This window comes from Prosthecobacter sp., from assembly GCF_044373815.1.
GTDB lineage: Bacteria > Verrucomicrobiota > Verrucomicrobiia > Verrucomicrobiales > Verrucomicrobiaceae > Prosthecobacter.
This window is the reverse complement of sequence record NZ_JBIPNG010000584.1, coordinates 1-3,597: the sequence shown is the minus strand read 5'-3', so window position 1 is coordinate 3,597 and position 3,597 is coordinate 1. Positions and strand designations below refer to the sequence as shown.

3 protein-coding genes are annotated in these 3,597 nt (G+C 59.9%); 2 read left to right on the top strand and 1 reads right to left on the bottom strand.

The features are described from left to right. Nucleotides 1-86: 86 nt before the first annotated feature. Complete coding sequence (argH, locus tag ACIREA_RS28620; protein WP_397385736.1) at nt 87-1,457, bottom strand: argininosuccinate lyase; 1,371 nt, start codon at nt 1,455-1,457, stop codon at nt 87-89. Nucleotides 1,458-1,648: 191 nt separating this feature from the next. On the opposite strand from argH, the gene ACIREA_RS28615 reads away from it, so the two are divergent. Beyond that, nucleotides 1,649-1,888 carry a ferrous iron transport protein A gene (locus ACIREA_RS28615; protein ID WP_397385735.1) on the top strand — a complete coding sequence of 80 codons (240 nt, stop codon included), beginning with the start codon at nt 1,649-1,651 and terminating at the stop codon, nt 1,886-1,888. Continuing rightward, nucleotides 1,885-3,597: ferrous iron transport protein B (feoB, locus tag ACIREA_RS28610; protein ID WP_397385734.1), on the top strand; the 1,713-nt coding region annotated here is incomplete at its 3' end. The genes ACIREA_RS28615 and feoB, both read left to right, overlap by 4 nt.

Genomic DNA, 3,597 nt, shown 5'->3' with positions numbered 1-3,597 from the left:
GGCAAACAGCGCCTCGCTGCGGGTCTTCTGCCAGCCCGACTCGGCCCCAGGTGTGTAGATTTCAAAATCCGGGATCTGCATGCCGGTCACTCAGGGGTCAAGGCTTTGCGCCAGCGGGCCAGCTGCGCTTTCACATTCTGCGGCGAAGGGGCACCGATGCCCTTGCGAGCGGCCATGGCGGTTTCCAAGTTCAAGCAGGCGGTCACATCGGCGGCGAAGGCCGGGGAGAAGCGCTGGAATTCCTCCAGAGTCATGTCGCCAAAGGCGCGCTGCTGCTCAATGGAGTAAGCCACGAGTTTGCCGATGACTTCATGGGCCTGACGGAAGGGCACACCATGATTGACGAGGTAGTCCGCCAGATCGGTGGCCAGCAGCATCGGATCGCTTGCTGCGGCGGTCGTTTTGGCGCGGTTCACGTCCATGCCGGTGATCATCTCGGTGAACACCTGAAGGGCGATGACGCTGGTGTCGATGGAGTCAAACAGGGGCTCCTTGTCTTCCTGCAGATCGCGGTTGTACGTCATCGGCAGACCTTTGAGCAGGGTGAGGATGCTCATGAGGTTGCCGATCAGGCGCGCTGATTTTCCGCGGGTGAGTTCGGCGACATCCGGGTTCTTTTTCTGCGGCATCAAGGACGAGCCGGTGGTGTGTGCATCGCTCAAGGTCACGAAGCCAAATTCGGCGCTGGCCCAGAGGATCACGTCTTCGCTCAGACGGGAGAGATGGACACCCAGGAGGGAGATGGCGAAGAGGAGTTCGGCGACGAAATCACGGTCGCTGACTGCATCCATGGAGTTTTGCGTCACCGAGGTGAAGCCAAGCTGCTGAGCCACGAACTCGCGGTCGATGATGATGGTGCTGCCGGCCAGAGCGCCGGAGCCGAGAGGCATGACATTGAGGCGTTTGCGGCAATCTGTCAGGCGGTCCGAGTCACGGGACAGCATCTCGACGTAGGCCAGGAGATGATGAGCAAAGAGGACGGGCTGGCCACGCTGGAGGTGGGTGTAGCCGGGCATGACGGTGTCGCCGCCGCGCTCGGCGCACTCGACGAGAGCGGCCTGCATGGCGGAGATGAGATCAATGATGCGGGTGATTTCCGTCCGGCAGTAAAGGCGCACGTCCGTGGCCACTTGGTCATTCCGGCTGCGGGCGGTGTGCAGTTTGGCACCGGCGGGGCCGATGCGCTTGGTCAGCTCCGACTCGATGTTCATGTGGACGTCTTCGAGCGACTCCTTGAACTCAAAGTTTCCTGATTCGATCTCCTGGCGGATGGCCAACAGGCCGGTTTCGATCTGCTGCTGCTCCTCCGCGGTCAAAATGCCGGCTTTGAGCAGGCCTTTGGAATGCGCGATGGAACCGGCGATGTCATGGGGGTAGAGCCTCCAGTCAAATGACACGGATTCTCCATAGCGCTGAACGAGAGCGCTGGTTTCCTGAGCAAATCGGCCTTTCCACATAATTTCGAGGGCGCGCAGACTAGCGGCTTTCAGAGCCGGTGCAACCCCTGTGGCAAGGGGGAGAAAACAGGCGGTGTGAACCGGGTATGCGCAAAATCTGCATTAAGTCCGCATTTGCCAGAATCGCAGTTCTTGTTAATCTCAATCGACGTTCTGCGACAGAGTCTCAGTTGCAGGACCGTTATACTTTCATGTACGCCGCCACCCTTGCTGAACTTCCTGTTGGCACAGATGCCATCGTCCAAGCCATGCCCACCGGGCGTTCGGGGCTGACGCGGCTCCGAGAAATGGGCATTGTCCCGGGAACCCGCGTCCGTGTGACGCGACGTGCGCCGCTGGGCGAACCCATCGAAATTTGCGTGCGCGGTTCCCATCTCTCCATGCGCAATCATGAGGCGGCATTCATCGCCATCTCCCCCGCCGCCGCATGAGCCAGGCCACGTCTGAACCGCCACTCATCGCCATTGTGGGCAACCCGAACTCCGGGAAAACCACACTTTTCAACCTGCTTACCGGGTTGAAGCAGAAGGTGGCGAACTACCCCGGGGTGACCGTCGAAAAGAAGATCGGCGAGTGCTACAGCCAACATGGTAAAAAACTGAGGCTGATCGACCTGCCCGGTGCTTACAGCCTGAATGCCCGCTCACCGGATGAAGCCGTGCTGCGCGATGTTTTGCTGGGGCGCCGACCTGATACGCCGCGTCCGGACCGGGTGGTGTGTGTGGTGGATTCGGCCAATTTGGAGCGCAATCTTTATATGGTCAGCCAAGTGCTGGAACTCGGCCTGCCGACGATTTTGGTGCTGAACATGATGGACGTGGCGGTGCAGCGTGAGTGGCGCATTGATGCCGCCAAACTGTCCGAACTGCTCGGGGTCGTGGTAGTGCAAACCCAGGCGGTGAGTGGTCAGGGGCTGATTGAGCTGAAGATGGCCCTGAGTCGTGAAGACCTCACACCGCCGAAGTGGCAGAGCGCGAAGCTGCCAGAAGGGGTGCGAGCCGCACTGGAACAAAGCCGCGGCACTTTGTGCCAGACTGGAGCGATTCACAGCCGGGCTTCATTGCTGGAGCCGCTGTATTTGCTGTCCGATCACAATCCGACGCATGATGGCATCGCTGACGCGCAGATCGGTCGCATCCATGAGCTGCGCAGCAGCATGGAAGCGAGCTTTCCGGGCTGGGAGGACGAACTCGTCGCCGAGCGCTATCGCGGCATCGAGAAACTGTGCGAGCAGGTTTTGAAGCGGCCTGATCAGGAAATCGAGACCATCACCACGAAAATCGACCGCGTATTGCTGCACCCGGTGCTTGGATTCGTGAACCTGCTGCTGGTGCTCGGGCTGCTGTTCTTCCTCATTTTCAAAGTGGCGGAGGGCCCCATGGGGTGGATTGAGGCCGGATTTGGCCAGCTGGGCACCTGGGTGGAGGGACTGATGTCTGCCGGGGATTTCCGCGACCTCATCGTGAATGGCGTTGTGCCTGGAGTCGGTGGCGTGGTCATCTTCCTGCCGCAGATTCTCATCCTGTTTTTCTTCATCGGCATCATGGAGGACACGGGCTACATGTCGCGTCTCGCCTTCATCATGGACTGGGCGATGAGCAAGGTGGGCCTCAACGGCAAGTCGTTCCTGCCCTTCCTCAGTTCGTATGCCTGCGCCATTCCCGGCGTGATGGCTGCGCGCACGATCGACAGTCCCAAGGACCGATTGATCACGATTCTGATTGCGCCGCTGGCCTCCTGCTCGGCGCGTTTGCCGGTTTATTCGCTGCTGATTGGGGTGCTGTTTCCGGTGGGGGAAGTCGGTGCACTGACGCAGGCGGGGATCATGCTGGGGCTTTATGGGCTGGGCACTTTTGGCGCGTTCTTCTTTGCCTGGTTGTTCAACAAGTGCGTCATGAAAGGCGCGGCGAGTCCGATGATTTTGGAAATGCCGTCATATAAGATGCCCGCGATCAAGAGCATCCTGCTGCATGTGTGGCAGCGTGCGCGGATGTTTCTGGTTCGTGCCGGGACGATCATCATGGGCATTTCCATTCTGATCTGGGCGGCTTCGACTTATCCGAAGACCGACTCGGAGGACAAGGCGCTGCAGCTTGAAAACAGCTTTGCGGGTCGGGCCGGCAAACTGATCGAGCCCGCC